The sequence below is a fragment of the Marinibacterium profundimaris genome, from assembly GCF_002210095.1.
Taxonomy (GTDB): Bacteria; Pseudomonadota; Alphaproteobacteria; order Rhodobacterales; family Rhodobacteraceae; genus Marinibacterium; species Marinibacterium profundimaris.
The window spans coordinates 159,088-183,964 of sequence record NZ_AQQR01000004.1; the positions used below are offsets into that span (position 1 = coordinate 159,088).

Below are 24,877 nucleotides of genomic sequence, written 5' to 3' on the forward strand. Positions count from 1 at the left end.
CCGCATGATCGGCTTGCCGACGCTCTCAGCGACGAGATGCGCGCCGTGGACCGTCTGATCCGCGACCGGATGGTGTCGGAACACGCGCCCCGCATTCCCGAGATCACCAAGCACCTGGTCGAGGCCGGCGGCAAGCGGCTGCGGCCCATGCTGACGCTGGCGGCGGCGAAGCTGTGCGGCCACCAGGGCGACGCGGATGTGAAGCTGGCCGCCACGGTGGAGTTCATTCACACCGCCACGCTTCTGCATGACGACGTGGTCGACGAAAGCGCCCAGCGGCGCGGGCGGCCGACGGCCAACCTGCTGTGGGACAACAAGTCTTCGGTGCTGGTGGGCGACTATCTCTTTGCGCGGTCCTTCCAGCTGATGACCGAAACCGGGTCGATGCGGGTGATGGAAATCCTGTCCAACGCCTCGGCCACGATTTCCGAGGGCGAGGTGCTGCAGCTGACCGCGGCGCAGGACCTGAAGACGACCGAAGAGGTCTATCTGCAGGTGGTGCGCGGCAAGACCGCGGCGCTGTTCGCGGCGGCCTGCGAGGTCGGCGGCGTGATTTCCGGCGCCCCGGAAGAGCAGGTCGATGCGCTGCGCGCCTATGGCGACGCGCTGGGGATCGCCTTTCAGATCGCGGATGACCTGCTGGATTACGTCGGAGATGCCTCGTCCACGGGCAAGAACGTGGGCGACGATTTCCGCGAGCGAAAGCTGACCCTGCCGGTGATCCGCGCGGTGGCGCTGGCGTCCGAGCAGGAGCGGGCCTTCTGGCAGCGCACGATCGAGAAGGGCCAGCAGGACGAGGGCGACCTGGACACGGCGATGGAGCTGATGCGGGCCCATGACACGCTGGAAGACACGCGGCTGACGGCCGAGGCCTGGGCGCGGACGGCCCGCGAGGCGCTGGAGGTGCTGCCCGAGCACCCGCTGCGCGAGATGCTGTCGGATCTGGCGGATTACGTGGTGTCGCGGCTGAGCTGACCGGATTTTCGGGGGCTTTGTCGTCGCCATCCTGCTTGATCCGATGCCGCCCTCCCCGAAGGTATTTCTACTAAAAGAAGACCGGGCCTCTGGCCCCTGAGAGGCACGTTGCGTCCGGGGCTCAGAGGAGAGGCGCGTGCGCGCACCACCAGTCGGGCCGTGTGCTGCGGATGACGTCCCGCGCCAAGGCGGCCTGCCCCGGAGGCAAGAGCGCGTAGCAGGTGGCACCGGAGCCCGACATGGCGTGGTGGATCGGGGACAGATCCGCCAGGGCGGAGAGAGTTTCGGCGATCTCGGGTGCGCAGGCGATTGCCGGCGGCGCGAGGTCGTTGCGTTGGGCGGAAAGCCAGGCGGCGAAGGCCGAAGGGTCCGACGGCGGGGACCCCGGCATCGGCGGGTTGTCCTTGCGCGAGAGCCCGGCGAAGACCGCGCCGGTGGGCACGGCGACGCGCGGATTGACCAGCAGGATCTCCATCGGCGGCAGAAGGGCCGTGGGCGACAGGCGGTCGCCGATGCCTTCCATACGGCAGCTGCGGCCCAGCAGGCAGACCGGGACATCGGCGCCGATCCGGGCCGTGGCCGAAGGCTCTGGCAGAGGGATATCCCAGAGCTGCGACAGGGCGCGGAGCGTGGCGGCCGCGTCGGCCGAGCCGCCGCCGATCCCGGAGGCCAGCGGCAGGCGTTTTGTCAGGCGGATCGCGGCGCCCCGGTCCGGGGACAGGAAGCGCGCGGCGCGCAGCACCAGGTTGTCGGGACCCGCGGCCAGGCCCGCGGCCTCGGGTCCGTCGATGGTCAGCGACAGGCTGTCGGACGGCGCAACGGCGATGCTGTCGCCCACGCCGGCAAAGACCACAAGGGAATCAAGCAGGTGATAGCCGTCGGCGCGCTGGCCGGTGACATGAAGCGACAGGTTGATCTTGGCCGGAGCGAAGACCTCGACAAGGGGTTCGGGCATCGGGGGCCGTTCTGTGAACATGTCTTTCGATACGGGCAAGGGCCCGGCGCCCGGGCGGGCGGCCGTCGGGACCGGATCAGCGCAGCGCGGCCTCAGCCCCCGTCATTGGCGACGGAGATCGGCGGCGCGCCCTCTTCCTCGAGCACCCTGTCCAGCCCGACCTCCAGCTTGCGGCGGATGCGCTCGGGATCGGCCTCGGAATCGGCGTCGGTCGGGTCGACGAAGGACAGCGCGCGACGCCACTGGAACTCGGCCTCCATCCGGCGGCCCACGGCCCAGTAGACATCGCCGAGGTGATCGTTGACCACCGCGTCGACCGGCATCAGCGACACCGCGTCCTCCATGTGGCCCACGGCCTCTTCGTAGCGGCCAAGGCGGTAGAGCACCCAACCCAGGCTGTCGACGATATAGCCGCTGTCGGGACGCGAGGCGACGGCGCGCTTGATCATGTCGAGCGCCTCGTCGAGTTTCTCCTGCTTTTCGACCAGCGAGTAGCCGAGGTAGTTCAGCACCTGCGGCTGGTCTGGGTTCAGCTCCAGCGCGGCACGGAAATCGGCCTCGGCCTGATCCCAGTGATCCAGCCGTTCATGGGCGATGCCCCGGGCATACAGCAGGAACCAGCGGTTGCGCCCGTTCTCCGGTGTCAGCTCCAGCGCGCGGTCATAGGCGCCGGCGGCCGAGGCGTAATCCTCCTGCTCGCGGAACAGCCCGCCGAGCGCGGATTGAACCGAGGCCTGCCCGGGGTAGTCGACCGCGAGCCGTTCCAGCACCTCGATCGCCGTATCGGGCTTGCCGGCACGGCGCAGGGCCTCGGCCCGGCCCAGTTCGGCGGCGTGGAAATCGGGGCTGTCCTTGGGCACCTGCTTGTAGATCTCGACCGACAGGTCGTATTGGCCGGCATCGTCCAGCAGCTCGGCGCAGAGCAGCAGCGCGTCGATGTGGTCGGGACGCAGGTGATGGGCCATGCGCGCGTAGATCAGCCCGTAATCCGACGCGTTCTCGCCGCTGAGCAGCACGGCGATGGAAAAGAAGATCTCGGCCATGCCGTCGCGGGCGGAACGGACATGGGTGAAGGGCAGCGTCTCGCCCGCGTCGAGCCGCATGATCAGGTCACTCACCGCCGGGTCGGCGCCGGGGCCGAAGGCGTCGCGCAGCATGTCGGCGGCATCGCCGTCGCGCTCCAGCTGGGACAGGACCTCGGCATAGGCCAGCGCGCCGCGGCGCGACAGGACGGCGGTGCCGTCGGAGGTGTCGGCGAAGATCGCTTCGGCCCCCTCGAAATCCCCGACCGAGGCCAGGGCCAGCGCCTTGTGATACATGGCGAAACCGCGCAGGCCGTTGTCGTCGGCGACCGCGTCGAACTGCTCCAGCGCCTGGCTGACAGAGCCGGCGCCCATATGCGCCCAGCCCAGCATCAGCCCGTCGACCAGGGGGCTTACACCCTGTTCGGGGGTGGCGCGATCCAGCAGCGCCTCGAATTTGCCCTGGTCGATCAGGTCGGCGATGATGACCATGTTGGCCATCTGGCTTTCCAGGCCAAGCTCCTGCATGCGGCTGGCGACGGGCAGGGCCGCATCGATCCGGCCAAGCGCAAGCTGTGCGGTGACCACATGTTCCATCAGCCCGGGATTGGCCGCATCCCGGGTCAGGGCCCGGGTGTAATAGGCGGCGGCCTCGTCGAAGTCGCTGTTGAACAGCGCGACGCGGCCGGCGAGGTAGGCGCCTGCGGCGGTTTCGGCGGGGGCGATCTGGGGCGCCACGGCCCCCATCAGAAGGCCCGCGATCGCCGCGCGGGACAAGGTCAACACACTCACGATAGACTGCCTCATTATTTGATGCGACGGAGGCTATGGGATCGCAGGGCGGCGTGCAATGGCCACAGTGGCGCAGTTGCATCACATCTGCGCATTTCTGCCACGCCGGTGACTCGCCGGCCCGTTCAGCGCGCGACCCGGCCCACGCCGCTGCCCGGCCCGACCGGCGCCCGGGCATGGCCGCTAATGTAGGGTGGGGTTTTACCCCACCGCCACCCGAGCATCGGTGGGGTAAAACCCCACCCTACATCCCCGTCACATGTTGGGATAATTCGGCCCGTCTCCGCCCTGCGGGACCGTCCAGACGATGTTCTGGCTGGGATCCTTGATGTCGCATGTCTTGCAATGGACGCAGTTCTGGAAGTTGATCACGAAGCGCGGCTCCTTGCCCTCTTCCTCGACCACCTCGTAGACGCCGGCCGGGCAATAGCGCTGCGCCGGCTCGGCATAGGCCCGCAGGTTCACCGCGATGGGGACGTTCTTGTCCTTCAGCTTCAGGTGGCAGGGCTGATCTTCTTCGTGGTTCGTCATCGAGAAGCTGACGTTGGTCAGCCGGTCGAAACTCAGCTTGCCGTCCGGCTTCGGATAATCGATCGGTTCGAACCCCGAGGCCTGGCGCGTGGCCTGGGCGTCGTTCTCGCCATGCTTCATCGTGCCGAACAGCGACACGCCGAACAGCTCGTTGGTCCACATGTCGAAGCCCCCCAGCGCCAGCGAGGCCTGCAGCCCATAGGTCGACCACAGCGGCTTGACGTTGCGCACCTTCTTCAGGTCCTGCCCGATCGCGCCTGTGCGCACCTCGGTCTCGTAATCCGTCAGCTCGTCGCCCGACCGGCCCGCCTGCAGCGCCGCATGGGCGGCCTCCGCCGCGGCCTTGCCCGAAAGCATCGCGTTGTGGTTACCCTTGATCCGCGGCACGTTGACCATGCCCACCGAACAGCCCAGCAACGCCACGCCCGGCGCCACCATCTTCGGCATCGACTGGTAGCCCCCTTCCGAGATCGCCCGCGCGCCATAGGCGATGCGCTTGCCGCCCTTCAGCAGCTCGGCCACCATCGGGTGATGCTTGAACCGCTGGAATTCCATGTAGGGATACAGGTACGGGTTCTTGTAGTTCAGGTGGACGACGAAACCCACGTAGACCTGATTGTTATCAAGGTGATAGATGAAGCTCCCGCCGCCGGCATTGCTGCCCAGCGGCCAGCCCATCGTATGGGTGACCGACCCTTCCTTGTGCTTGTCCGGGTCGATCTCCCAGATCTCTTTCATGCCAAGGCCGAATTTCTGCGGCTCATGGCCTTCCGACAGATCGTATTTCTCGATCACCTCCTTGGCGAGCGAGCCGCGCACGCCTTCGGACAGGAAGACATACTTGCCGTGAAGCTCCATCCCCGGCTCGTAGCTCGGGCCAGGGGTGCCGTCCGGGTTGCGGCCGAATTCACCCGCAACCACGCCCTTCACGCCGCCGGCCTCGTCATAGACCAGCTCGGAACAGGACATGCCGGCGAACACCTCGACCCCGAGAGCCTCGGCCTGTTCGGCCATCCAGCGGCAGACATTGCCCATCGAGACGATGTAGTTGCCGTGGTTGTTCATCAGCTTCGGCATCGGCCAGTTGGGGATGCGGATGCCGCCGGATTCGCCCAGCATGTAGAAGTTGTCGTCCTTGACCGGCACGTTCAGCGGCGCGCCCTTCTCCTTCCAGTCGGGGATCAGCGCATCCAGCCCGCAGGGATCCAGCACCGCACCCGACAGGATATGCGCACCGACCTCGGAGCCTTTCTCCAAGACCACGACGGCAAGATCCTCGTCCAGCTGCTTCAGCCGGATCGCCGCCGAAAGGCCGGCCGGGCCGGCCCCAACGATGACGACGTCCACTTCCATTGCTTCGCGTTCAATCTCGGCCATACTGGCTGATCCCCCGTGGCGTATGGGCGCGTCCGTCACCGGACCGCGCGACATTATCTTGCTCGGACGATGTTCTGGCAGGACCAAGGATCAATGGCAACCTGCGCCGTTGCGACGTAAGGCGCGCGGATCATGTCCGCCTTCTTTGCGCCCCGTGGCCGGGCGCGCGCCGCACATTGGGTTACAATGCGCCGCGGCAATGACACCCCCCGAATGCGCAGATTCGTTCAGGACGGCACAAAAGGCGCGGCCAGCCGCCGGTTTGGGGCGCGAAGTCTTGCCGACAGACCGGTCCGTCCCATCTGCCCGGGCGCCCACCGTCACGTCGGCCCGGCGCGGCGTTGTGGTGCGCCGCCGGACCGCCGCGCCCCTGGCGTCGGGCCCCCGGCCGCCGGCAAAACCGGCGCGCGGATACCCGCCGCCCGGGCCTGTCGCTGCCCGATTGATCGCCCCTTGCGTTTCCGCTATCCCGTGGCAATGCTAATCGGCATTGGCTCGAAACCGGGTCGGACCAAGGCTGAACATGACGCAATTCCAGGACAGGACCTAATGGACAAGATCCCGATGACGCCCAAGGGCTATGCCGCCCTAGAAGCCGAACTGAAGCAGCTGAAGGCTGTCGAGCGTCCTGCCATCATCGCCGCCATTGCGGAGGCGCGCGAGCATGGCGACCTCAGCGAGAATGCCGAATACCATTCCGCGCGTGAGAAGCAGTCCTTCATCGAAGGCCGGATCAAGGAGCTCGAAGGCGTGCTGAGCCTCTCCGAGGTCATCAACCCGGCCAAGCTTTCGGGCCCGATCAAGTTCGGCGCCACGGTGACGCTGGTCGACGAGGACACCGACCAGGAAAAGACTTGGCAGATCGTGGGCGAGCACGAGGCCAATATCGAGAAGGGCCTGCTCAACATCAAATCCCCGATCGCCCGCGCCCTGATCGGCAAGGAAGAGGGCGACAGCGTCGAGGTGCGCACCCCGGGTGGCGAGAAATCCTACGAGGTCCTGACCATCTCCTATGTCTGAGCCTGCCGTTCGTGCAGGCCGGGCCGCATGGTAGCCAGTGACAGGAAACGGCCATGACCGGACCGACGCCTTCAGACTTCGAAACCGCACGCTCCACGCCGCTGGGGCTTTACGACCGGCCCCGTCCGCCTCAGGTGACGGGGATCGAAATCGCGGCCATCGCGCTCACCCTGGTGTGGCTGGGTGCGACGCTGCTGTTCTTCCTGTTCGTGCCCGAGGAGGACGGGACCGCGGTCGACACGCTGCGGTTCCTCATGTCCATCCTCGCGATCTTCCTGCCGGTGGGCATGATCTGGGTCGCTGCGACGGCGGCGCGGGCCAGCCGGGTGATGCGCGAGGAAAGCCTGCGGCTGCAGACCGCGATCGACGCGATCCGACAGGCCTACATGGCGCAGAACCAGCGCGGCACGTCCTCGGCCGATGCCTCGATCCAGAAGAAGCTGGACGAGATCGCCGAAGCCACGCGCAAGGCCGAAACCGCGCTGACCATGTTCCACACCGTGCGCGACCGCGAGCCCGGCGGTGCGCCTCCCCCTGCCGCGCCCCCCCCTGCTGCGCCAGCGCCTGCCCCCGCCGCGCCGGCCCCGGCCGAGGACGGCCAGGCACTGCTGGCGCTCGGCACCCCGGCCGAGGCACTGGAGCCGCCGCCGCCGGTGTCGGATTTCATCCGCGCACTGAACTTCCCGGAAACGGCAGAGGACCAGGAGGGCTTTGCCGCCCTGCGCCGCGCCCTGCGCGACCGCAAGTCCGCGCAGCTGATCCAGGCGAGCCAGGACGTGCTGACACTGCTCAGCCAGGAAGGCATCTACATGGACGACCTGCGCCCCGATCAGGCCAGGCCCGACGTCTGGCGCCAGTTCGCCCACGGCGTGCGCGGCCGGGCCGTGGCGTCCCTGGGCGGCGTGCGCGACCGGTCATCGCTGGCGCTGACGGCGGCCCGCATGAAGCAGGACCCGATCTTCCGCGACGCGGCGCATCACTTCCTGCGCAAGTTCGACCACATGTTCGCGGAATTCGAGGCAGAGGCCACGGATGCCGACATCCAAGCGCTCGGCGACACCCGCACCGCGCGCGCCTTCATGCTGCTGGGCCGGGTGGCGGGCACCTTCGACTGAGGGTCTCGCCGGGCCCCGGCGATGTCACCAGGGCCCGGTCCAGAAAATTCGGCGAATTTTCTCGCCCGTCACAACCCGAAGGCCGGGAACGGCAGGAACCGCACCATGTCGCCCGGCTTCACCTCGCGTCCGCCGTCGCCCAGTTCCACGAGCCCCTCGGCCCAGCTGAGCCCGCTGATCCGCCCCGATCCCTCGGACTTGAAGACCTCTGCCTTCCCGTCGCGAAGCCGCGCGCGCAGGTATTCCCGCCGCCCCGGCTTCTTGTTTTTCTGAAAGGCCGCCGGCACCTCGACGCTCCACGGCTCTTCCCAGCCGCGCCCGGCCAGCAGCCCCAGCGCGGGCCGCGCGAAGATCAGCGTGCAGACCATCGCCGCCACCGGATTGCCCGGCAGGCCGAAGACCGGCAGCACACCGTCCCACATCCCCAGCGCAAGCGGCCGCCCCGGCTTCAGCGCGATCCGCCATTCCGCCAGCGCCCCGCTCTCGCGCAACAACGCCGAGACATGGTCCTCGTCCCCCGCCGAGGCGCCGCCGCTGGTCAGCACGGCCTGCACCTCGCCCGCCGCCGTATCCAGCCGCGCACGCAGGGTGGCGCGATCGTCCGGCACGCGGCCCAGGTCCACGGGGACAAAGCCGAAGCGCTCCAGCATCGCCAGCAGCATGGGACGGTTGGCGTCGTAGATCTGCCCCGGCGCCGCCGCCCCGCCCGGGTCGACGATCTCGTCGCCGGTCGACAGCACACCCACCTTCAGCGGCGCGCGCACGCGCACCTGCCCCACGCCCACCGCCGACAGCAGCGCCAGGTCCGCCGGGGTCAGAACCCGGCTCTCGGGCAGGATCTCGTCCCCCTCGGCCACGTCCTCGCCCGCCTTGCGAGTATTGGCGCCGCGCTTCAGCGGCCCGTGAAACGCCACCTGCCCCTGCCCGACCGAGACGTCCTCGTCCAGCACCACGGTATCCACGCCCTCGGGCAGCGCCGCGCCGGTCAGGATCCGCAGCGCATGGCCCGGTGGCACCACGCCGTCAAAGGCCAGCCCGGCCGCCGCGCGACCCTCGGCCAGCGGCAGCGCCTGCGGTCCTTCGGGTGCCGGCCCGGCAAAGCCATAGCCATCCACCGCCGTGTTGGGCAGCGGCGGGTTCGACCGCCGCGCCGTCACCGGCCCGGCCAGCACGCGCCCCAACGCGGCCGTGACATCCAGCGTCTCGCCGCCGGTCACAGGCCTCAGCCGCTCGCGCAGCAGCGCCAGCGCCGCGTCGACCGGGGTCCAGTCGACACCCGCCGGCAGGGCGAAACAATCGTTGCGCAGGGGCGGCGGCTGCAGGGCTCCGGCAGCTGTTGCCAGCGCATCCTCGTGCCCCAGCCCCAGGATCCAGCCCTCCTCGGGCGCGTCGATGTCCAGCATCTCCTGCAGCTGCGCCGGGGCGAGGCGCGACAGGGCTTCGGCCACGACCTGCACCTGCACCGCGTCGCGGATATCCCCGGGCCCGGTGCGCGCCTTCACCACCTGCTCCAGCAGCGAGGGCCAGATCTCGACAAAGGCGACCGGACGGTCGAGCGGCTCGAACGGCCAGACGGCGACCTGTCCGGCAAAGCGCCGCCGCAGCCGCTGCAGCACGGCGAGCCCGGTCATCACCTGCCCGCCGACGGCGCCCGCGCCGCCCATCTGCCAGCAGGTGAAGGTGCCCTTCGCCCGCTCCTCCGCCGCGCGGCGCTCGGGGAAGGGATTGGCATAGCCGTCGCGGGTGCGGGTCAGCCCGTCGATCTCGCGCCCCAGCCCGTTGAACCAGAACGGCCCCTTGCCACCGCCCAAGGCGAGGTTGATCTCGCCCGCCAGGTCAAACCGGGTGTTGGCCCTGGGTCCGTCCTGCAGCCGCGCTTCGATCCAGGCCCAGACCCCCAGCGGATCCGCCGACCCGGTCAGCGCCCTGGCAAAGCCCTGCGGATACCCGAAGGGAAAATCGAACCCCAGGCAGAGCCGGCGCCCCGCGAGGGCTTCCGCCTCGATCAGTCCGGCCAGCCAGTCCTCGGCCACCTGCCGGTTGCGCAGGTACTTGGGCGGTTCCGCGATCCCGCCCCGCGCGATACAGGCCCAGATCGCATCCTTGCGCTCCTCGGGGCCGGTGTCATTTCCCCCCGACCAGTCGACCATGGCGAAGGTGTCGAACATCAAAGCCCCACCTCGGCCAGGATGAAATCGGCGATCGCGGCGGTGTCGTTCAGGTCGAAGACCGGGCGGTCCAGCGTCAGCGGCACGTCGCTGGCCACCGCGCGGACGGTCGGATCCTCGGGCGCGATCAGCGGGTTGCCGGTGACGGCGCGGTGGGCCTCGACCTTGGGATGGGCGTCGCGCTTGTAGCCTTCGACCAGCACCAGATCGACGGGCTGCAGACGCTGGAGCAGCTCCGCCAGCGGCGGTTCGGGCCCGTCGCGCAGCTCCTGCATCACGGCCACGCGGTTGCGCGAGGCCAGCAGCACCTCGGACGCGCCGGCGGTCCGGTGACGGTGGCTGTCCTTGCCGGGGTGATCCACGTCAAAGGTGTGATGCGCGTGCTTGACCGTCGATACGGTGATCCCGCGGCCGGTGATCTCGGTCACCAGGCGTTCCATCAGGCCTGTCTTGCCGGCGTTCTTCCAGCCGACGACACCGTAGATCCTCATGTGGTGCGCTCCATCAGTGCCCGGGCCGTGGCCAGGTCCTCGGGCGTATTCACGTTAAAGAAGGGATCGGGCGGACCGTCCTCGAAGAGGGCCTCGCGCCCGTCATGGCCATCGGTCCACAGCACCACCTTGCGCAGGCCCCCCTCCAGCGCCGCGCGCAGGTCGTCGCGCAGGGCCACGGGCCAGAGACCGAAGGTCGGGTGCCGCACGCGACCGCGCTCGGGGTCCGGGGTGGCCGCCAGCACCAGCGGGTGCTCCTGTCCCGAGGCGCAGGCGTTCAGGCGCGCGACGAGGTCACGCGGGAAGAAGGGCGTGTCGGCGGCCGCGGTCACGATGGCCTCCGCCCCCTGCCCGGCCGCCCAGTCCAGCCCGGCGAGCACGCCGGCCAGCGGGCCTGCGAAGCCCTCGATACTGTCGGCCACCACCGGCAGGCCGTAGGCCGCGAAGCGCTGTGGATCGCCATTGGCATTCAGCGCCAGCGCGCCCACCTGCGGCGACAGCCGGTCGATCACGTGGCGCAGGATCGGCTGCCCGCCCAGCTCAAGCAGGCCCTTGTCCCCGCCGCCCATGCGGCGCGCGAGGCCACCGGCCAGGATCACGCCGGCGGTCTTCGACATGTCTGAACTCATGCATCCACCGCCTGTTGACCGGGCCACAACCGCCAGCGGAACAACAGCGCCACATGCAGCAGCCCCCACCCCAGCAACGCGGCAAAGAACACCCGCCCCGCCTTCAGCAACGCCGGTTCCAGCCAGCACACCGCCACCGTCAGCCCGCTCAGCACCACCGTCAGCGCCAGCACGGCGCAGCGGAAGCGGCGGGCATAGCGGCGTGCGTCCGCCGGGCAATCGCCGGGCAGGTCAAAGATGAAGACCCGCGCCTGCAGCGCCATGGATTGCGTGCGCGGCATGTCGGCCACCGCGCCTTCGTCGAAGGGCGACAGCACCGGCCAGTTCAGCCGGCGCAGCACCGGCGCCGGGCAGCGCGACATCGCATCGACCGTGTATTGCCACGACCGGAACACGATCCAGAACAGCGCCAGCGACCCTGCCCACAGCAGGAAAGCCGCGCCGAGGAACAGGCCAAGAAGCAGACCGGTGTTCATTCGCCGGCACTCTTGCGCCTGTGCTTGCGTCCCTCCTCGGGGATCGAGGCGGGATCGACGTCGCGCACCAGCCGGTCGTCTCCGGCAAGGCAGACAAAGCGCTGGCCGCGCATCCGCCCGATCAGCGTCAGGCCCACATCGCGCGCGATCTCCACGCCCCAGGCGGTGAAGCCCGAGCGCGAGGCTAGCACCGGAATGCCCATCATCGCCGTCTTGATCACCATCTCCGACGTCAGCCGGCCCGTGGTGTACAGGATCTTGTCCTGGGGCCCGACGCCATGTTTCAGCATCCAGCCGGCGATCTTGTCGACGGCGTTGTGGCGGCCCACGTCCTCCATGTAGACCAGCGGGCGGTCCTCCTGGCACAGCACCGTGCCATGGATCGCCCCGGCCTCAAGGTACAGCGACGGCGTCCGGTTGATCCGCGCCGCCAGCGCATAAAGCCACGAGGTCTTCACCGGGGTCGCCGGCAGGGTCACGCCCTCCAGCCCCTCCATCATGTCGCCAAAGACGGTGCCCACGGCGCAGCCGGAGGTCCGCGTCTTTTTCTGCAGCTTTTCCTCATAGCCGGTCTGGCGTTCGGTGCGCACCACGACGGTCTCGATCTCGTCGTCGTAATCGACGCCGGTGATCACGTCATCGGCCAGCAACATGCCCTGATTCTTCAGAAATCCCAGCGCCAGGTATTCGGGGTAATCGCCGATAGTCATGGCGGTCACGATTTCCTGCCGGTTCAGGTAGATCGTCAGCGGACGCTCCTCGACCACGGAGATCTCGGTGGGCTGTCCGGCCTGGTCAAGCCCGGTCACGGCGCGGGTCAGCCCCGGCGCCTTCGGATCCGGAGCGATCACGAATTCCGATATATCCTCCTGCCTGCCCAATTGCGTCCTCCCGCATTCACCGTTACCCAAGTCGGGCACAGTCTAGAGTCTACCCATGACATCCTCCACCACCAATCGCGCCCTGTGGCGAGGCGCGCGCAACAGCCTGCCGTTCATCTTCGTGGCCGGGCCCTTCGGCCTGCTGTTCGGCGTCGTCGCCTCCGAGGCCGGGCTGCATGTGCTCGAATCCTTCTCCTTTTCGATCGCGGTCTTCGCCGGCGCGGCGCAGTTCACCGCGCTGCAGCTGCTCGAGGATAACGCGCCCACGCTGATCGTGCTGGTCTCGGCGCTGGCGGTGAACCTGCGCTGCGCCATGTATTCCGCCGCGCTGACACCGCACATGGGCGCCGTGCCGATGTGGCAACGGGCGTTCGGGTCCTTCTTCATCGTGGACCAGTCCTATGCCCTGTCGATCGTCGAATTCGAGAACAAGCCCGACATGAGCATCGCCGAGAAATGGGCCTATTTCTGGGGAACGAACATCATCATCGCGCCGCTCTGGGTTGGCATGACCCTGCTCGGCGCCCTGGTGGGCGGGCGAATCCCCGAGACCTGGTCGCTGGATTTCGCCGTGCCTATCGCCTTCATCGCCATCACCGCGACGATGTTGCGCACGCCGGCCCACATGGCGGCGGCCTTCGTGGCGATCACCGTGTCGATCCTGACCGCCGGGGTGCCGCATAACCTTGGCCTGATCATCGCCGGGATCGCCGGCATGATCACCGGCGCCGTGGTCGAGGCCGAGATCGAGAAACGCACGGGGCGGCTGCTATGACACCGGAACAGCATTTCAGCGATGCCGTCCTCTGGACGGTGATCATCGGGCTGGCCCTGGGCAGCTTCGGGCTGCGCTTCCTGTTCCTGGGTTTCGTCGGAGACCGGCCGCTGCCGCGCTGGATGCTGCGGCTGCTGCGCTACACGGCCGTCACGATCCTGCCGGCGCTGGTGACGCCGCTGGTGATCTGGCCGCAATCCAACGACGGGCAGACGGATCCGGTGAAGCTTTGCGCCGCGCTGGCCACCCTTGCCGTGGGCTACCTGACGCGCTCGGTGCTCCCGGCGGTGTTCGCCGGGGCTGCGGTGTTACTGCTGCCAGCGCTGCTGGCGTAGCTCTTCGTCCAGCGCCGCGACGGCTTCCTGCACCGACTCGGTGCCACCTTCAGAGTAGATCTCCTCGCGGACACCGGGAATACGCGAGACCTGCTCGGCCAGCTTGCGCGGATACCAGGTGCTCTGGATGCTTTGCAGGCCGGGGATGGATTTCAGAACGCCCGAGGTCGCCGTGGTGCAATGCGCCGCCGGAGAGGCGCCCCAGTTCACCGCCGTCTGGTAGGCCACCGCCGCCTGTTCTTCGGTCAGGGGGATGGTCTGCAGCTGGATGTAACGCTTTTCCGAGGCGTGCGAGCTCTTGTAGATCTGCTCGTTGCGCGGGGTGATCCCGAAGAGCACGTCGTTGCGCTCCGGGATCGGGTCATATTCGAACGATCCGGCGGGATCAAAGATCACCCGTTGCGGCCCGTCGATCAGAAGCGCCGAATGCGCGCCGGACCCCGAGCTTGTGTTGATCACGGTCATCAGCGTGACCGAGGCCGGACCGTCGTTGCGAAAGGCGACGGCCGCGATCTCTTCGTCGCTGGCGCTTGGAGCGATGGCGGAACAGGCAGAGAGCGCGGCCAGAAGCGCCACGCATGTCAGGGTCAGGCGCAAGGGAGCGATCCCGTCAGATGATGAAGATGGCCATGAGGACCAGCAGGACAAGAATGCAGACGACGGTCTTGCTGACGAAGGACATGAAGCCGTCGAAAGTCTTTTCCTGCACTTCGATGTCCATCGATCCAAGCTTGTGTTCGGCCATGGCGGAGCCTCCTCGAAAATAGGGTCTTTCAGCGATTACCGGATCCCGGCGCCGCTGTCACGATGACAATTCTGCGCGGGGCCAGGTGCCGGGGGGCTGGCGGCGCGCTGTTGCGCAAGCGCCCCGGTTTCCGCGCCTAGGGCTTGTCCGTCCCGCCGTCCGCGCTGTCGTCTTCTAGGTCGGCGGCAAGGCGAAAGCCGATGCGCACGGGTGGCTCGTCCTCGGTCGGACGGGGCGTGGCCCGCAACAGCACGTTCAGCTGGCTGACATGCTGGATCAGCTGGGTCCGCGCGCCGCTGGCATCGGCGCCGTAGAAGGTGACGATATCGGGATCGAAATAGCCCATCCCCTCGATTCGCAGCACGCCGGCATCGCTGCCGGCAAAGCCCATGGCGACCTCCTGGTCGGCGTTCAGCTGCTCCTCGAAATTCTTCAGGTAGACCACCAGCCGTTCATAGGCCCACCGCGCCGGGCTCTTGGCGTCGACCGGCTTTTTCAGCGTCTCCGGCACCGTCGAGGGCGGCCGCGCCTCGTCAGAGCAATGCACCTCGTGGCGGCGCGGGATGGCGGAGTCGGGATCCTGGCCACCGGTCTTCGGTTCCGTGCTGTCGGTGTCTCGGCTGAGGTCCATGCCTGCGGCGTCCTTTTCTGCTCGTGCCCTGTCGGGGAAGCCTGCCCACAACGCCTGCCCTGTCGTCAACGGGGCCGGGATGCGGTGGGTTCCCGGTTTGGCGGTGCGTGAGCGGATCAGCCCCGGCGCTGGTAGACCCAGGCGCCGTCGTCCCGCATCTGACGCGTGGCGCGCCCCTGCTGGAACAGATGGCTCACATGGGCCACCGCTTCAACCAGCGCGAGCCCGTATTCGCCCTCGCCGATCTCACGCTTGAACAGAGGCGGGAAGCATTCAGCGGCGCTTTTGGGCTCAATGAGGTGCGCTTCCAGCCGGCGCAGGGCGCCGTGGTGATTCTGGATCAGCTGGCGCATCCGGGTTTCCAGCCCGGTGAAGGGCAGCTTGTGCCCGCCCAGCACAAGGTGATCGCGCCGCGCCAGCGCCTGCAGCCGTTCGCAGGCCTCCAGCCATTCGCCCACAGGATCGGCCATGGGTTCGGTCGCGTAGACCCCGATGTTGGGGCTGATCGAGGGCAGGATCTGGTCGCCGGCCAGCACGAGATTGTCGTCGCGGCTCCAGAGCGTGGCGTGTTCGGGCGCGTGGCCGTTGCCGATATGCACGTCCCAGTCGCGCCCGCCGACGCGGATCACGTCGCCCTGCCGGATCCGGGTGTAGCCCAGCGGCAGCGGCGCCACCACGTCCGAGAAGTTGAACGGGCGTTCCGCCTTCCGCTTCTCCAGCAGGTCGGGGCGCATGCCGGTAGAGCGGTAGAAGGCCAGCGTTTCCCCGGCCAGGCTCTCCTGCGTGTCGAGCGTCAGCATCCGCGCCATCAGGTAGGCGGTGCGCGTGGTGACAAGCTCTGCGCCCGTCTGGCCCGCGATCCAGCCGGCCAGGCCCACGTGGTCGGGGTGGTGATGGGTCACAAGCACCCGGTGCACAGGCCGCCCGCCCAGCGGCCCGGCGAACAGCGCCTCCCAGATCTCGCGGGTCAGACGCGTGTCGAACCCCGTGTCCACGAGGGTCCAGCCGTCATCGCCGTCGTCCAGCGCATAGACATTCACGTGATCCAGCCGCATCGGCAGCGGCAGTCGCATCCACAGAACACCCGGTGCCACCTCGATCCCCTCGCCCCGGCCGGGGGGATCGGGCCAAGGATAGGTCTGCAGGGCGGCTTCGGCGATACGGTTCATGGGATGGCTTTCGGCTGCGGATCGGGGCCCTTAGGTGGCTGGCGGCGGCTGGCTCTCTGGAGGGTCTCGGGTCGTGCAGATTGTGTCGTGCAGATTGTCTGTCGCGTGCGGTCTTGCCGGAGATGCGGCCGGGCGTCGAACGGGCAGGTTCCATGGCCCGGTTATGCAAAGGCCCGCCCCGGCATCCGGCGCGGGCCCTTACGTCAGGCGGCGAGGTCGTCGACCCCCAGCGCGTAAAGCCCGTCGGCCCCGGCGCGCGTATGCGCCAGCTGACCGGCGTGATCCGGCAGCAGCCGCGCAATGTAAAAGCGCGCCAGCGCCGCATGCGGGCCATCGGCATCGGCCAGCGCGGCGGCCAGGTGGTAATGCCCGCCCAGCACCCGGGCGAAGCCGCGCAGGTAGGGCACGGCGCCGGCGAAGCGCTGGGTCATGTCGGATTGCTCGACGAGCCATTCTGTGGTCTCGCGCAGGGTCTCGGCGGCCTCCCAGACCGGCTCGGCCAGGTCCGGCATGGTGGCGCGGGCGCGCTCGGCCTGGGCCTGGATCTCGTCGATCAGGCGCATGGCGGCCTCGCCCCCGTCCATCATCTTGCGCGCGACGAGGTCCATGGCCTGGATGCCGTTGGTGCCTTCGTAGATCGCGGTGACACGCACGTCGCGGGCATATTGCGCCGCGCCGGTCTCTTCGATCACGCCCATTCCGCCATGGACCTGCAGGCCCATCTGGCTGACCTCGTTGCCGGTGTCGGTGCCAAAGGCCTTGGCGATCGGCGTCAGCAGCGCGGCGCGGGCCTTCCACTCGGCCTCGCCGGTGGCATTGCCAAGGTCGATCGCCACGGCGCAGGACAGCGCGATGGCACGGGCAGTGAAGGTTTCGGCCTTCATGGTCATCAGCATGCGGCGCACGTCGGCATGGTCGGCGATGGTGCCGGTCCCGCTGACCGGCGTCTTGCCCTGCTTGCGCTCCAGCGCATAGGCCAGCGCGTGCTGGTACGCGCCCTCGGCCGAGCCGATGCCCTGGCAGCCGACGCCGAGGCGCGCGTTGTTCATCATGGTGAACATCGCCGCCATGCCGCCGTGCTCCGCGCCCACCAGCCAGCCGGTGGCGCCGTCGTATTGCATCACGCAGGTGGGCGAGCCGTGCAGGCCCAGCTTGTGCTCGAGGCTGACGACCTTGAGGTCATTGGCCTTGCCCGGGTTGCCGTTCTCGTCCGGGATGTATTTCGGCACCAGGAACAGAGAGATCCCCTTCGTCCCCGGCACCCCGTCGGGCAGCCGCGCCAGCACCAGGTGGCAGACGTTGTCGGTGAAATCGTTGTCGCCCCAGGAGATGTAGATCTTCTGCCCGGTGATCGCGTAGGTGCCATCGCCGTTCGGCTCGGCCTTGGAACTCAGCGCACCCACGTCCGACCCGGCCTGCGGCTCGGTCAGGTTCATCGTGCCGGTCCATTCGCCCGAGATCAGCTTGGGCAGGTAGAGGTCCTTCAGCGCGTCCGAGGCGTGATGCTCCAGCGCCTCGATCTGGCCCTGCGACATCAGCGGGGCGAGTTGCAGCGACAGGCAGGCGCCCGACATCATGTCGTTGACGGCGGCAGCCAGCGTCATCGGCAGGCCCATGCCGCCGTAATCGGGCGATCCGGACATGCCGACCCATCCGCCCTCGGCGATCGCGGCCCACCCCTCGCCGAAGCCGGGCGAGGTGCGCACGACACCGTTTTCCAGCCGCGCGGGATGCAGATCGCCGTTGCGTTGCAGCGGGGCCATGACCTCGTCACACAGCTTGGCGGCCTCGGTGAGGATGGCGGCGGCCACGTCGGCGTCGGCCTCTGCAAAGCGGTCGGTGGATGCAACCTGGTCGTAGCCGACCACATGGGTCAGCAGGAACTGGATATCGGCAACGGGGGCGCGGTATGGCATGTCTCTTCTTCCTCCGGTTTGCTGGGCCAGGACCCTCCTCCGGTCCGGGCTTGGCACCATCCTCGTCCACAGGTATGTAGCGAAATCTTCACCAATCCAAGTGGGACAGAGGTCCCCGGACACTCGAACGCGGCGTCATGGACAGCGATGTAACGGAACGTCTTTTCGCGGATGACGCCGGGATTGCCCGCGCCGCGGCCCTGCTGGCGGCGGGCGAAAGCGTCGCATTCCCGACCGAGACGGTCTACGGGCTGGGTGCCGATGCGCGCAACGGGGCCGCCGTGGCACGGGTCTACGCGGCCAAGGGACGGCCGGCCTTCAACCCCCTGATCGTGCATGTCGCGGATCTTCGGGCGGCCCGGCAGCTGGTGCATTTCACCGACCAGGCCGAGCGGCTGGCGGCGGAATTCTGGCCCGGTCCGCTGACGCTGGTGCTGCCCCTGCGCGAGGGGCACGGGATCGCCTCCATCGTGACGGCGGGCTTGCCGACGCTGGGCGTGCGGGTGCCGGCGGGCGATGCGGCGCAGGCCCTGCTGCGCGCCTTCGGCGGGCCGGTTGCGGCGCCTTCGGCCAATCCCTCGGGGCGGATCAGCCCGACCACGGCGGATCACGTGCTGGACGGGCTGTCGGGCCGGATCGCCGCGGTTCTCGACGGAGGGGCCTGTGGCGTGGGGATCGAATCGACCATCGTCGGCGAAGACCCGGGCGGGGCGCCCGTGCTTCTGAGACCCGGAGGGGTGGCGAGCGAGGCCATCGAGGCCGCGCTCGCCACGCCGCTGACGCGGCCCGTCGCGGGGGACCTGCCCTCGGCGCCCGGGCAGCTGGCGTCGCATTACGCGCCGCGCGCGGCCGTCCGCCTGAACGCGCAGGAGGCGCGGGAGGGCGAGCTGCTGCTGGGTTTCGGCGCGGTGCGCGGCGACATGAGCCTGTCGGAGACCGGCGATCCGCAGGAAGCGGCGGCGCGGCTGTTCGACATGCTGCACCGGCTGGATACCACGGGGCGGCCCATCGCGGTGGCCCCGATCCCCGAAACCGGCCTTGGCGCCGCGCTCAACGACCGCCTCCGCCGCGCCGCCGCGCCGCGCGACAGCTAGGCCCCGCTCTCCACCCTTGCTCCGCCTGCCGCACGGCCACCTTTGCGACACTGGCCACGGGCAACCGTACCACGGGCACGACACCGGCAATCCCGCGCGGGCGCATCCTCGCCACCGGCACGACAGCAGACGCGCGGCCCCGGCCACCTTTCTCAAACTTGTATTGGAAACTTGGCCCCTATCAGGCCCGTCCGGCGCTGGCCGACAGGCTCAGGGGATCTACCCCCAGCCCCTTCAGGCTCGCGCCCCATTTCTCGCCGTCGGGCAGGTCGAAGACCAGCTCCGGCGTCGCCTCGGCCGTCAGCCAGCCGTTCTGCACGATCTCGCTTTCCAGCTGCCCCGGACCCCAGCCGGCATAGCCCAGCATCATCAGCGATTTCGCCGGCCCCTCGCCGCGCGCGATGTCTTCAAGCACGTCCAGCGTGGCCGTCATCGCAAAGCCCTGCGGGACGGCCATCGTATGCAGCCGCGAGGCATAATCCGGCGTGTGCAGCACGAAGCCCCGGGCGCCCTCCACCGGGCCGCCATAGAAGACCGGCGCGTCGACACCGCCGACCACGGGTTCGATATCCAGCTGTTCGAACAGGTTCGCCAGCCGCACGTCGCGCGCCGGCTTGTTGATGATAAGCCCCATCGCACCGTCATCGCCGTGGCTGCACAGGAACACGACCGAATGCTCGAATCGCGGATCCCCCATGCCCGGCATGGCGATCAGAAGTGTGCCGGTAAGATCCATGGTCTCCTTGCGGCCGTCTGGTTCCGGCCGTGTCGCGGGCCGCGTGCATCGCAGCGCACCCTTTGAGAATGGCGACCCGGGCGCCCGGGTGCAACCCCGCCCGGCCCCGCATCCGGCAATCGGCGAATGGCGCTGCTTTGACTGCATCGTGACTTGGCAACCGCGTCCGGTCGCGCCATTGACAGGGGCATGACACAGCCCAGCGAGATACACCCGGCCCTCCGCTCGCCCGTACCTGCCGGCCAGCCTCGCCGCCCGGCGCGGCGGCACCAGCGCCACGCCCGGCGCGCCCGTGCCCTGCGCGCGGCGCTGGCCCCAGTTTTGGGCCCCGTGTTGGCTTCTGTGCTGACCGCCGCCTGCGCCCTGCTGACCGTGCAGTCCGGAACGGCACAGGCCGGGCCACTCGACAATGTCATCCGCCTTGAGGTCATCGACGGCGGCGCCACCGATCGCGGCACCCACCTGGCCGGTCTGCGGCTGACGCTCGCGCCGGGGTGGAAGACCTACTGGCGCAGCCCCGGCGACGCCGGCATCCCGCCGCAATTCGACTGGCGCGGCTCCGACAATCTCAGGGCCGTTGCCATGTCCTGGCCCGCGCCGCATGCCTTCGACCAGTCCGGCCTGCGCTCCATCGGCTACAAGGGCAGCGTGGTTCTGCCCCTTGAACTGACCCCGGCGCAGGCCGCCCGGCCGATCCGCCTGCGCGGGCTGATCGACCTTGGCGTCTGCAGCGATGTCTGCATTCCCGCCCAGCTTGAGGTCGACGCTGCGCTGACCCCCGACGCCCCGCGCAGCAGCGCCATCGCCGCAGCACTCGCGGCCCGTCCCTATTCGGCGGCCGAGGCGGGGGTCACCTCGGTCACCTGCACCCTGGCGCCCTCCGACGACGGGCTGCAGATCACCGCGCGGATCGCCATGCCCCCGGCCGGCGGCACCGAGGTCGCGGTGATCGAGCCGGGCAATCCGCAGATCTGGGCGTCGGAGACCGAAACCCGCCGCGACGGCCAGACCCTGACCGCCACCGGAGAGCTGATCCATGCCGAGGGCGGCGCCTTTGCGCTCGACCGGTCGCGCCTGCGGCTGACGGTGCTGGGCGAACGCTATGCCGTGGACATCCGCGGCTGTCAGCCGGGCTGAGCGATGACGGCGCGGCCTCTCCTCGGCGCCATCGCCGTCGTGGTCCACGAGGGCCACGTGCTGCTTGCGCGTCGGGTGAAGGAACCCGACGCCGGGCTCTGGGGCTTTCCCGGCGGCCATGTGGAGCTGGGCGAAACCGCCCTTGCCGCCGCGGCGCGGGAATTGCTGGAGGAAACCGGCGTGACCGCGCAGCCGGTGGCCTATCTTACCAATATCGACGTGATCCTGCCCGGCCCCGATGGCGCCACGGCGGTGCATTACCTGCTGGCCGCCGTGCTCTGCCGCTACGAGGCGGGCGTACCCTCGCCCGACGACGATGTCTCGGACGCGGCCTGGATCCCGGTGGAGACGGTCCTGTCCGGCGACCTGCCGATGAGCGCGCAGGTCGACGATGTGGTCACCCTCGCCACGGACCGGCTGGGATCGGGGCCGGAGCGGGACCGGACCGGCACAAAGGCACCAGGGCTCGCGTAGGCGGCGGGGCACAGGAACCGCCCCGGACCGGAGTCGCTCAGACCTTCCCTGCGCGCGGCCGTGCGGTGATCCCGGCCACGATCCCCACCGCCAGCACGATCACCGCCGTGCCCAGCACGAAGAGCAGCAGCGCGGCCGACAGCGGCGGCATCGCGGCCAGCGCCGGCAGCCCGGTGCCCAGCGGCCAGGGCAGCGCACCGCTCAGCAGGGTCAGGCCGACGGTAAAGACCAGCCAGGCCCCGACCATGGCACAGGTCGCCATCATCGCGCGGGCGATGGGACGCGGCGCGCGGAAGACCCGCCGCAGCGCCGCGAAGGGCCGCGCCACATCCGCCTGCACCGCGATCAGCGCCGGCACCACCAGCAGCACCAGCGCCATGCCGAAGCCAAGCCCGTAACACAGGGTGATCACCGTGGGCTTCAGGAACTGCGCCTGAACAGAGGTCTCGTACAGCAGCGGCGCCAGGCCCAGCACCGTGGTCAGCGTGGTCAGCAGCACCGGCCGCAACCGGTCCGACGTGCCGTCTATGATCGAGGGGACAAGCCCCCTGTCCTCGGCATATTCGTCGATCGTGGTCACCAGCACGATGGAATCGTTGATGATGATCCCGGTCATGCCCAGCAGGCCCACCACCGTGAACATCGACAGCGGCACGCCCCAGATGTAATGCCCCCAGATCGTGCCGACGAGGCCGAAAGGAATGATCGCCATGACGACAAGCGGCCGCGTCCAGCTGGCAAAGACCCAGGCCAGGGTCAGGTAGATCCCCGTCAGCGACAGGATCAGCCCTGTGCGCGCGTTCTCCAGGAACTCCCGCTCCTGCTCCGACAGGCCCGAGATCCGCCATTCCACCTGCCGCTCCTCGGCGATCTTCGGCAGGATCTCCTCCTCCAGCGCGCGGCTGATTTCCTCGGCGCGGGCCGGATCGTCCTCGGACACGTCGCCCGTGACCGAGATCAGCCGCAGCCCGTTCTCGCGCCGCACGGTGGAAAAGCCCGAGCGGCTTTCGACCGTGACGATATCCGACAGCGGCACGTAGGTGCCCGACGGCGTGCGCATCCGGGTGCGGTCAAGGAAATCGGCGGTCAGCTCGCCCTCGGGCAGCTCCACCCGGATCGCGGCCGAGCGCGGGCCGTCGGGATAGGTGGCCGCCTCGATCCCGTTGAGCCTGGCGCGCAGCGCGCGGCCCAGGCTGTCAATGGTGAAGCCCAGTGCCTGCCCCTGCGGCGTAAGGTCGAGGATCAGCTCTTCCTTGTCATAGGCCAGGTTGTCCTGCACCGCCGACACCTCGGGATAGCGGCTGACGGCCTGCTTCAGGTCCTCGGCGGCGTCCTTCAGGGTCTGCACCTCGGCGCCATAGAACTGCACGTCGAGCGAATCGCCACCGGGCCCGGACCGCCAGCCGCGGAACGACACGGTCTCGGCCTTCGGGTGATTGACGACCTCCTCCTGCAGATCGGCCACGAAGGCAAAGCTGGAATAGGGCCGGCGGTCGGGGTCGATCAGCTCGATCGAGATCGCGCCCAGCTGGTCGGCATCCTTGCTGTCGGCACCGGAGAGACCTCGCCCGGCGTTCCCGCCGATCTCGGCCATCACGTAATCCAGCGGGTTCACGCCGTGCTCTTCCTCGTAGCGGGCGGCGACGGCGTTGGTGGCGCGCTGCATCTCGCGCATCATCTCCAGCGTGTCGGCGCGGGTGGCGCCCTCGGCCATGGCGAAATTGCCGGTGATCGAGCCCTGTTCCGGCGCGTTGAAGAAGCGCCACTGCACCTCGCCAGTGAAGAACATCGACACCATCGACGCCAGCAGGGCGACCGCGCCGGCCAGCACCACGTAGCGGCCCCGGATCACCCAGACCATCAGCGGCCGGAACAGCGTGTCACGGACCCAGCGGAAGCCACGGTTCACCATGCGGTTGGGCCAGTCGTACCAATGCTCTTTCGCGGAATGGGCCACGGCGTGGGACATGTGGTTCGGCAGGATCAGGAAACATTCCACCAGCGAGGCGGCCAGCACCACGATCACGGTAAAGGGGATGTCCTGAATCAGGTCGCCGAACCGCCCGCCGATGGCGGTCAGCCCGAAGAAGGCGATGGTGGTGGTCAGCGTCGCCGAGAACACCGGCATCGACATCTTCTGCGCCGCGCGTTCGGCGGCGACGACAGGGTGTTCGCCCAGCTTGCGGGCGCGGAAATCGGCATGCTCACCCACCACGATGGCGTCGTCCACGACGATGCCCAGCGTGATGATCAGGCCGAAGAGCGAGATCATGTTGATCGTGATCCCGAAGATGAACATCAGCGCGATCGCCGCGAACATCGCCGCCGGGATCCCGGCCGCCACCCAGAAGGCGATCCGCGCGTTCAGGAACAGGAACAGCAGCAGAACCACCAGCCCCAGCCCCATCACCCCGTTGTCCACCAGGATATCCAGCCGCTCGGTGATCGCCTCGGCCTGGGTGCGGATCAGCTCCAGCGTGACACCCTGCGGCATCGAGGCCTGCATCTGCTCGATCACCTGCTCGACGACGTGCTGCACCTCGATGGAATCGCCGGTGTCGGACCGGTCGATGCGAAGCGAGACAGCGGGGTCGTCGGCCACGAAATAGGCGCGCTCGCGGTCCGTGCCCTCGACCCGGATGGTGGCCACGTCGCCGATGGTCAGGGCGGAATTGTCGGGGTTCGACCGCAGCACGATGGATTGAATCTCCTCCGCGCTGCGCTTTTCGACCCCGGTGCGGACCCGGGCATTGGCGCCGGTGATGTCGCCGGCCGGGTCGGCGTTGACCTCGCCGGCGATGGCCGTCGCGATCTCTTCCATGGTGATGTCATGGGCGATCAGGTTGACCGAGGGCACCTCGACGATGGTTTCCGGCGCGGCGACGCCCTGGATCGTGGTGCGCGTGACGCCCACCGCGAACAGCCGCGTGACCAGCTCGTCGGCATAAAGGCCCAGCTGCTGCGGGGTGACCGGGCCGGTGATGACCACGTCGGTCACCCGCTCGGCCCAGGCGCCGCGGCGCACCTCGGGATCGTCGGCCTCTTCGGGCAGGGTGGTGACCGCATCGATCGCCGTCTGCACCTCGTCTGCGGCGCGGGACATGTCCCAGCCGGGTTCGAACTCCAGCACGATCGTGGCCGCCCCCTCGCGCGAGGTCGCGTTGGAGCTTTCGACCCCCTCCACCGCCAGCAGCGAGGGTTCCAGCACCTGCACGATGGCGCCGTCCACGTCCTCGGGGCCCGCCCCTTCCCAGGTGACCGAGACCGAGACGCTGTCGATCACCACGTCCGGGAAGAACTGCGTCCGCATGTTGGGGATCGCAGCGGTGCCCAGCACCAGCAGCACCGCAAGCAACAGGTTCGCCGCCGTGCGGTGACGGGTGAAATACGACAGGATCCCGCCGGCGGCGGGCGGCAGGTTGCGCAGCACGGG

23 protein-coding genes are annotated in these 24,877 nt (G+C 68.8%); 8 read left to right on the forward strand and 15 right to left on the reverse strand.

Going from position 1 to position 24,877, the window contains the following annotated elements; translation table 11 throughout:
* Positions 1-69 precede the first annotated feature (69 nt).
* The gene (locus ATO3_RS11825) at positions 70-975 is read left to right on the forward strand and encodes a polyprenyl synthetase family protein (protein WP_408630813.1); all 906 of its coding nucleotides are present in this window, start codon (positions 70-72) and stop codon (positions 973-975) included.
* A 121-nt stretch (positions 976-1,096) separates the two neighbouring features.
* On the opposite strand, the gene ATO3_RS11830 is transcribed toward ATO3_RS11825, so the two are convergent.
* From ATO3_RS11830 to ATO3_RS11840, 3 genes are all read right to left on the reverse strand, one after another.
* On the reverse strand, positions 1,097-1,930 hold the full coding sequence (locus ATO3_RS11830) for a 4-(cytidine 5'-diphospho)-2-C-methyl-D-erythritol kinase (RefSeq protein WP_088650436.1): 834 nt from the start codon (positions 1,928-1,930) through the stop codon (positions 1,097-1,099).
* A 92-nt stretch (positions 1,931-2,022) separates the two neighbouring features.
* Complete coding sequence (locus ATO3_RS11835) at positions 2,023-3,759, reverse strand: tetratricopeptide repeat protein (RefSeq protein ID WP_088650072.1); 1,737 nt, start codon at positions 3,757-3,759, stop codon at positions 2,023-2,025.
* A gap of 240 nt (positions 3,760-3,999) precedes the next feature.
* Positions 4,000-5,652, reverse strand: coding sequence for an electron transfer flavoprotein-ubiquinone oxidoreductase (locus ATO3_RS11840; RefSeq protein ID WP_088650073.1), 1,653 nt, complete (start codon positions 5,650-5,652; stop codon positions 4,000-4,002).
* Between the two features lie 549 nt (positions 5,653-6,201).
* On the opposite strand from ATO3_RS11840, the gene greA reads away from it, so the two are divergent.
* The gene (gene greA / locus ATO3_RS11845) at positions 6,202-6,672 is read left to right on the forward strand and encodes a transcription elongation factor GreA (RefSeq protein WP_088650074.1); all 471 of its coding nucleotides are present in this window, start codon (positions 6,202-6,204) and stop codon (positions 6,670-6,672) included.
* A 53-nt stretch (positions 6,673-6,725) separates the two neighbouring features.
* On the forward strand, positions 6,726-7,787 hold the full coding sequence (locus tag ATO3_RS11850) for a hypothetical protein (protein ID WP_088650075.1): 1,062 nt from the start codon (positions 6,726-6,728) through the stop codon (positions 7,785-7,787).
* A 68-nt stretch (positions 7,788-7,855) separates the two neighbouring features.
* Here the strand turns inward: ATO3_RS11850 and ATO3_RS11855 are convergent, their stop codons facing one another.
* The 5 genes from ATO3_RS11855 to ATO3_RS11875 are packed head-to-tail and all read right to left on the reverse strand — an operon-like array spanning position 7,856 to position 12,432.
* Positions 7,856-9,955 carry a molybdopterin-binding protein gene (locus tag ATO3_RS11855; protein WP_198963264.1) on the reverse strand — a complete coding sequence of 700 codons (2,100 nt, stop codon included), beginning with the start codon at positions 9,953-9,955 and terminating at the stop codon, positions 7,856-7,858.
* Complete coding sequence (gene mobB / locus ATO3_RS11860) at positions 9,955-10,446, reverse strand: molybdopterin-guanine dinucleotide biosynthesis protein B (protein ID WP_088650077.1); 492 nt, start codon at positions 10,444-10,446, stop codon at positions 9,955-9,957. Before mobB ends, ATO3_RS11855 begins: the two co-directional genes overlap by 1 nt.
* Positions 10,443-11,063, reverse strand: coding sequence for a molybdenum cofactor guanylyltransferase MobA (gene mobA / locus ATO3_RS11865; protein WP_088650078.1), 621 nt, complete (start codon positions 11,061-11,063; stop codon positions 10,443-10,445). Before mobA ends, mobB begins: the two co-directional genes overlap by 4 nt.
* Positions 11,064-11,071: 8 nt before the next feature.
* Positions 11,072-11,551: a hypothetical protein gene (locus tag ATO3_RS11870; RefSeq protein ID WP_088650079.1), complete on the reverse strand. Its 480-nt coding sequence runs from the start codon at positions 11,549-11,551 to the stop codon at positions 11,072-11,074.
* The gene (locus ATO3_RS11875; protein ID WP_143747265.1) at positions 11,548-12,432 is read right to left on the reverse strand and encodes a formate dehydrogenase accessory sulfurtransferase FdhD; all 885 of its coding nucleotides are present in this window, start codon (positions 12,430-12,432) and stop codon (positions 11,548-11,550) included. Before ATO3_RS11875 ends, ATO3_RS11870 begins: the two co-directional genes overlap by 4 nt.
* Positions 12,433-12,487: 55 nt before the next feature.
* Here ATO3_RS11875 and ATO3_RS11880 point away from each other — a divergent pair, with 55 nt between their 5' ends.
* Together ATO3_RS11880 and ATO3_RS11885 are read left to right on the forward strand one after the other, a co-directional pair.
* Positions 12,488-13,207 (forward strand): AzlC family ABC transporter permease, encoded by a 720-nt coding sequence (locus tag ATO3_RS11880; RefSeq protein WP_088650080.1) that lies wholly within the window; start codon positions 12,488-12,490, stop codon positions 13,205-13,207.
* Positions 13,204-13,542 (forward strand): AzlD domain-containing protein, encoded by a 339-nt coding sequence (locus ATO3_RS11885; protein WP_088650081.1) that lies wholly within the window; start codon positions 13,204-13,206, stop codon positions 13,540-13,542. Before ATO3_RS11880 ends, ATO3_RS11885 begins: the two co-directional genes overlap by 4 nt.
* Here the strand turns inward: ATO3_RS11885 and ATO3_RS11890 are convergent.
* From ATO3_RS11890 to ATO3_RS11910, 5 genes are all read right to left on the reverse strand, one after another.
* Positions 13,516-14,139 (reverse strand): hypothetical protein, encoded by a 624-nt coding sequence (locus ATO3_RS11890; RefSeq protein ID WP_088650082.1) that lies wholly within the window; start codon positions 14,137-14,139, stop codon positions 13,516-13,518. The two genes, ATO3_RS11885 and ATO3_RS11890, sit on opposite strands and share 27 nt — an antisense overlap.
* 13 nt (positions 14,140-14,152) lie before the next feature.
* Complete coding sequence (locus ATO3_RS11895; RefSeq protein WP_088650083.1) at positions 14,153-14,287, reverse strand: aa3-type cytochrome c oxidase subunit IV; 135 nt, start codon at positions 14,285-14,287, stop codon at positions 14,153-14,155.
* 136 nt (positions 14,288-14,423) lie between these two features.
* Positions 14,424-14,918 (reverse strand): DUF6173 family protein, encoded by a 495-nt coding sequence (locus tag ATO3_RS11900; protein WP_088650084.1) that lies wholly within the window; start codon positions 14,916-14,918, stop codon positions 14,424-14,426.
* A 116-nt stretch (positions 14,919-15,034) separates the two neighbouring features.
* Complete coding sequence (locus ATO3_RS11905) at positions 15,035-16,087, reverse strand: MBL fold metallo-hydrolase (RefSeq protein WP_088650085.1); 1,053 nt, start codon at positions 16,085-16,087, stop codon at positions 15,035-15,037.
* A 203-nt stretch (positions 16,088-16,290) separates the two neighbouring features.
* Positions 16,291-18,003 carry an acyl-CoA dehydrogenase gene (locus ATO3_RS11910; RefSeq protein ID WP_088650086.1) on the reverse strand — a complete coding sequence of 571 codons (1,713 nt, stop codon included), beginning with the start codon at positions 18,001-18,003 and terminating at the stop codon, positions 16,291-16,293.
* A gap of 137 nt (positions 18,004-18,140) precedes the next feature.
* On the opposite strand from ATO3_RS11910, the gene ATO3_RS11915 reads away from it, so the two are divergent.
* Positions 18,141-19,097 (forward strand): L-threonylcarbamoyladenylate synthase, encoded by a 957-nt coding sequence (locus ATO3_RS11915; protein ID WP_088650087.1) that lies wholly within the window; start codon positions 18,141-18,143, stop codon positions 19,095-19,097.
* A gap of 181 nt (positions 19,098-19,278) precedes the next feature.
* Here the strand turns inward: ATO3_RS11915 and ATO3_RS11920 are convergent, their stop codons facing one another.
* Positions 19,279-19,833, reverse strand: a complete 555-nt coding sequence (locus ATO3_RS11920) for a YqgE/AlgH family protein (protein ID WP_088650088.1) — start codon at positions 19,831-19,833, stop codon at positions 19,279-19,281.
* A 330-nt stretch (positions 19,834-20,163) separates the two neighbouring features.
* Here ATO3_RS11920 and ATO3_RS11925 point away from each other — a divergent pair, with 330 nt between their 5' ends.
* Both ATO3_RS11925 and ATO3_RS11930 read left to right on the forward strand, forming a co-directional pair.
* A complete protein-coding gene (locus ATO3_RS11925) occupies positions 20,164-20,970 on the forward strand; it encodes a protein-disulfide reductase DsbD domain-containing protein (RefSeq protein WP_408630814.1) in 807 nt (268 codons plus the stop codon).
* Between the two features lie 3 nt (positions 20,971-20,973).
* A complete protein-coding gene (locus tag ATO3_RS11930; RefSeq protein ID WP_088650090.1) occupies positions 20,974-21,444 on the forward strand; it encodes an NUDIX hydrolase in 471 nt (156 codons plus the stop codon).
* A gap of 37 nt (positions 21,445-21,481) precedes the next feature.
* On the opposite strand, the gene ATO3_RS11935 is transcribed toward ATO3_RS11930, so the two are convergent.
* Positions 21,482-24,874: an efflux RND transporter permease subunit gene (locus ATO3_RS11935; protein ID WP_088650091.1), complete on the reverse strand. Its 3,393-nt coding sequence runs from the start codon at positions 24,872-24,874 to the stop codon at positions 21,482-21,484.
* Positions 24,875-24,877 lie beyond the last annotated feature (3 nt).